The following is a 5,126-nucleotide window of genomic DNA, read 5'->3' as shown; positions in this document are numbered from 1 at the left end:
GAATCCATCCGATCAGAGAGACAGCATGACAGCGACCATCGCCGTTTGCCCGAGCAGCTGAGCTATCGGATCGTCGATTGTTGTGCCCATTTTCCCATGGGACTCCGGTCCACCGACACGTTCTGATCTGACACTGGACAAGAATCCCATCGTCGTGGCACTTCGCGCCGACCGGAGGTGTTGAGGACGGTCGTGGACATGCCTTCGGCGGCTTCTTCCAGCCCGGCGCGCTGCGTATTCTGGTCGGATGATCTCCGCAGGTATCGCGGCGATCGAATTCCTTGTGAGCGGAGGGTAATTCGTGAGCAGCGCGCAGGTCGGGTCGTCGCGAGGGGTGGGCGAACAGGAGATCCTGGATCGGGTGGCCGAACTGGCGGTGGGGTTTGCCGCCGACGCGGCCGGCTATGACGAGCGGGCCGAGATTCCGGTCGCCGAGCTGACCGCACTGCACGATGCCGGGGTTGATCGGGCGGTGCTGCCTCGGCGGCTGGGTGGGCTCGGATCGAGCTATCAGTCGTTCGGGGCAGTGGTCCGGATTCTGGCGAAGGCCGATCCGTCCATCGCGACGATCTGGGTGATGCACGCTGGTGCGGGCGTCGCGTTGGCCGAGTTGACCGGGGATTCGGCGGGGTCGTTCTTCGCCGAGGAGTTTCTCGCGGGTAAACGGTTCGCCAACGCGTTGTCCGAGCCGGGCAGCGGCAACCGGTTTCTGCAACCACAGCAGGTGGCCGAACCCGTGATAGGCGGCTGGTCGCTCACCGGCGCGAAACGGTTCGTCTCCGGTAGCGAGATCGCGGACTACCTGCTGGTGAACGCGCTGGTTTCGGGGGCACCGACGTTCTTCGGGGTGATACCGGACGAGTCCGTATCGATCATCCCGATCTGGGACACCCTCGGTTTGCGCGCGACCCGCAGTCAACTGCTGGCCTTCGACAACACCGTGTTGCGCGCCGAATACCGTGGTCGTGCACCGGGACCGGGTGATTTCGCGGTGATCCCGGCCGGGTTGCCCGCCATCTCCCTCGGCATCGCCGACGCGGCGCTCGCCGCGTTGGTCGCGCACGCCCGGTCGCGGATGATCCTGGGCAATCCGCTGGCCGAGCAACAGTGGGTGCAGCACGAGGTCGCCGACGTACAGGTACGCCTCGCTGCCGCCCACGCCCTCTACGACCAGGGCCTGCGCGAGGCCGACAGCGCGAGCCCCGCCTTCTTCTCCACCCTGTCGCGGGCGAAGTATCTCGCGAACAAGGTGGCAGTGGACGTCGCCCAGTTGGGTGTGCGCGTGGGTGGAGCATCGGGGTATCTGCGTCAGTCGCCCATTCAGCGGCACCTGCGCGACGCCGAAGCGGGGCAGCTCATGGCGTACTCGACCGAGGTGCTGGCCGGTGAGATCGGCCGGGAGGTGCTCGGCGCCGATGTGCCGCCGCCGAGCTCTTGATCACCTCGGTCGAGATCGGTTGTCTTCCAATACTTCAGGTGCCACAGCCGTCGTCGGACGTGGAGCTACCGGAGGCACTATCCGGCCATGGCGTCCTTGCGCCGCGCGGCGCGGTAGGCGGCCGGGGTGACCCCGTACTTGGCGCGGAATGCTCGGGAGAGTTGATCGACCGTGCGGAAACCGCAGCTGTCGGCAATGTCGCGCAGGCCACGGGTGTCATCGCTGAGCGCGCTCGCCGCGGCAGCCAGCCTGCGGGTGCGGATGAGCCGCCCCACGGACAGGCCCTGGAGTTCGAACGCCCGGAACAGGGTCCGCCTGCTCACGTGCAGCCGGACCGCGACCGCATCGGGATTCACCGCCGGGTCCGCGAAATTCCGGTCGATGAAGTCGGCCGCGCGGCGACGCAGCACATCCTCGGTTGTCAGCTCCCTCGTCGCATCCGTGAGATCGCGTTCGAGCAGCGCGACTATCGCCGCCCGGAACAAGATCTCGTCGATGCGAGCCACAATTCGCAGATGGTCGGGACTTGTTGCGCCACAGGCGATATCACGGCCGAACATCAAGGCCGACACCGCCGCGCGCGACAGCGGCCAGGACCAGCCGCCTGCCGCGGCCGCGTCCAGTCCCCACGCGGTCAGCGAATCGACCGGTAGGTAGAGGTACAGCACATCGGTGGCCGGAGCCTCGCAGCGCGCGAGGGTCGACCGGAACGGGCTGTCGAGGCACACCGCGAAAGCCTCACCGGCCACCGCGGTCGATCGGTGGCCTCGTTGCTCGAGCGTGGCCCGCCCGGCCAGCACCAAACCCAGTTGCAGGTATTGGCTGTAGTGGTCGTCGCCGACGCCGGCGCCGCGCTCGGCGGTGATGTCCGAGGATCGCAGCCGGGCGACCAGCACCGACCCGGTGCTCGAGGTCCACAGCGTGGCAGCGAAATCCTCCCGGGCGCGCAGGCGGCAGCCGAACGCCACCCGCTGCAAATCGGGCGTCCCGCGGAGGGCCACACCCTGGTCGGCGGCGGGGCCCGGTCGCTCCAAGGGGCACACAGTTGCCGGTCGAATCAATTCGCTCGCCGATTGCCCCAATTCGAACAAAACGGACTTCTCTGGCACTGTGACCCTCGGAAAGGCCTCCGTTCGGTCGGAGTGCTGCTCGCCGCGCTCGGTTCGCCCTCCGGTCTCGATCCTGTCCGCGTCCGCCTCGCTGTGCATATTCCACCTCCGCGCTGGGGGTGCGCGGTCGCCGGAAACGGGTAGGACGCGGATCCGTCACCGGTTGCCTGCACCTGTCGACAATGGGAGTTGCTCTCGAAAAACCAAGGATAACAGCGTAATTCGCTGACATAGTACGGTCTATCGGATCTCGGTGTCACCTCGTGGACGACACTCGCATTCCGTGCCAGGTTCGCCGGGATGTCGTGCCAGGACGGGTTGCGCGGGCCGTGCTCTCGACTGCCTCGAAGGCGGTTCCCGCCTGCCGATTTCGGTCATCCGGTAGCCATCGGGGGCGCTCGTCGATGGTTTGCCTGGTTATTGCGGCACTCCTGCCTGCGGCCTAACCTCGACACCGTTGGCTCCCTTGCTATTCCGCGTTCAACGGTCGCAGGATTCCTCATCGTGTCCTCCCTGCTCGCGCGCATTCCTCGCTCACCTCGACGACAAAGGACTACTGAGACATGCTGTGGGAAGCACTGCTGTGGGTGATCGTCGCCGCAGGACTGGCCGGAACCGCCGCCTACCTGCTGCGCAGGCGCGGCAAGGGGCGCGACGGAGAGGCCACCAACGAGTCGGTGGGGCAGGTGTTCACGCTCGTCGGCGGACTGCAGGTGGTGCTCGCGTCGTTCCTGCTCATCGGCGTGCTCGACACCAACGCCGGTGCGGCGAAGGCGGCATCGGACGAGGCAGACCGGCTGCTCGCCTTGCAGTGGGCGGGCGACGCGTTGTCCGAGCCGGCCCGCAGCACCGTCACCAGGGCTGTTCACTCCTATACCGGCCAGGTGATCGAGGTCGAATGGCCCGCCATGAGCTCCGGTGGGAGTGTCGATGACAGGGCGTGGAACCAGTTGTCGGCGGTGCGTACCAGCATTGCGGCCAGTCCCGCCACCGACGAATGGCAACGTTCGCGTCAGATCGCGGCAGCCGATCGGCTGTGGGAGGTCTACGAGGCAAGGCAAGCCAGGATCGAGGCCGCGGGCAGCGCGCTGTCGCCGATGATGTGGCTGGCGCTGGCACTCGGCGCGATTCTGTCGGTGGGTTTGTCACTGCTGTTCTCGGGCACCAGCGCGCGCATTCACATCGTGGTGGTGGCCAGCTTCGCGGCGGTGGTGACGTTCATGATCTTCACCATCTTCGAGCTACAGAACCCCTATGGCCGAGCGGCGGCTGTCGCACCGACGGCCTTCGATGCCGTGCTGGTGCAACTGAGGTGAAAAAGACTGTGCGGAGAGGGATCTGGGCTGCCGCACTGGCGGGGGTGGGCCTGTTCGCGCCCGGATCGGTCGGTGCGGTTCCAGGTCCGGTATCACCGTCGATCGAGCCACCGAGCGTCGTCGTACCGCGAAACATGCCGCGAATCGGGACGTTGACCACCGCCCCACCGGAACCCGCGGAGACGCTACGCGTACCGCCGCCTCTCGCGACGACCGGCCAGCTTCCTCGGTCGGTGCCGCGGTACGAGGAACCGGAGGTCACCCGGCGGCCGTTCATGGAACCCAGGCTCCCCGGTCAGGGCGACCGGCCCGATCTACCGGAGACGACCACGCCGAGAAGGCCGTTCGAGAAGCCGGCCGTTCCTTCGTTCGAGCGGCCGACTGTTCAGGTGCCGGTACCGCCTCGCGGTGGTCTGGAATTGCCCGCTCCGGCCCGCCCGTTCGATGGACGGGAAGCGCCGGTTCCGCAGGCCCCGCGTCCGCTCCCGTTGCCTGCTCCGGCACCTCCGCCGTTCCCGTTACCTGCTCCCGCGCCGCCGAAGCCGCTGCCTGTACCACCGCCACCTCCCTCGGTCCCGGCCCCGCAGCCGACTGTGCCGCCTATCCCTGAACCGTCACCTCCACCGGAACCTCCTCCGCCACCGCCGAGCGTGTCGGTCAGCCCCCCGCCGGCCCCGATTCCGTCACCCGTGGAACCGCCGCCGAGTCCACCCGTCCCGGTCCCCACGCCGGTGAGGTTTGTCTCGCCGCCGGAGAAGGAGCCGGAGGCGGTGGTTGCCCAGCCGGTGGCGGTCGAACAGCGACGCTGGGCGCTCACCGCCCTGCTGCTGGTCATCGGAAGCGCGGGTGCGGGGAGGGCGGCGATGAGGCGCTCATGAGTCACTGAAGCAGACATTCAGCGTCCTCATGGCAATGCCACGAGGGCCGATAGAACCTGGCTCCGGGCATGCGCGACAATCGTGAAGGAGCTATGAATTCACTTCTAGCACAACGGATTTAGAGTCATTTTGCTCCGTAGATCGCGCACGATCCGCTACAGTCGCTTCTGCCACAATCGATAGCCGGTGGATAACTGATTCGTTCACTCCCCGTGGTGTGTCATCTCGTTTCTCCCATGTCTCTCGAAGCAGGAAGAACTCATGACTGAACTGGCTGAACCATTCTCTGGAACCATCGCCGCCGCCCAGCTGAGCCTCAGCACCGTCGCCGCGCGCAACCTCGCAACCACCACCAAATCCGTGCCGCAGATGCAAGGCATCACCT

Annotated in this window: 3 protein-coding genes; 2 read left to right on the top strand and 1 reads right to left on the bottom strand. The window is 66.8% G+C overall.

Annotated features, from left to right (window positions below; translation table 11 throughout):
- The first annotated feature begins 301 nt into the window (after positions 1-301).
- Complete coding sequence (locus ACFWF3_RS23555; protein ID WP_379315296.1) at positions 302-1,438, top strand: acyl-CoA dehydrogenase family protein; 1,137 nt, start codon at positions 302-304, stop codon at positions 1,436-1,438.
- Positions 1,439-1,515: 77 nt separating this feature from the next.
- On the opposite strand, the gene ACFWF3_RS23550 is transcribed toward ACFWF3_RS23555, so the two are convergent.
- Complete coding sequence (locus ACFWF3_RS23550) at positions 1,516-2,472, bottom strand: helix-turn-helix domain-containing protein (RefSeq protein WP_378989637.1); 957 nt, start codon at positions 2,470-2,472, stop codon at positions 1,516-1,518.
- A gap of 638 nt (positions 2,473-3,110) precedes the next feature.
- On the opposite strand from ACFWF3_RS23550, the gene ACFWF3_RS23545 reads away from it, so the two are divergent.
- Positions 3,111-3,863, top strand: a complete 753-nt coding sequence (locus tag ACFWF3_RS23545) for a hypothetical protein (RefSeq protein WP_378989638.1) — start codon at positions 3,111-3,113, stop codon at positions 3,861-3,863.
- Positions 3,864-5,126: the final 1,263 nt, after the last annotated feature.

The organism is Nocardia sp. NPDC060220, from assembly GCF_042727815.1.
Classification (GTDB): Bacteria; Actinomycetota; Actinomycetes; order Mycobacteriales; family Mycobacteriaceae; genus Nocardia.
This window is presented reverse-complemented; position numbering and strand designations above follow the sequence as displayed.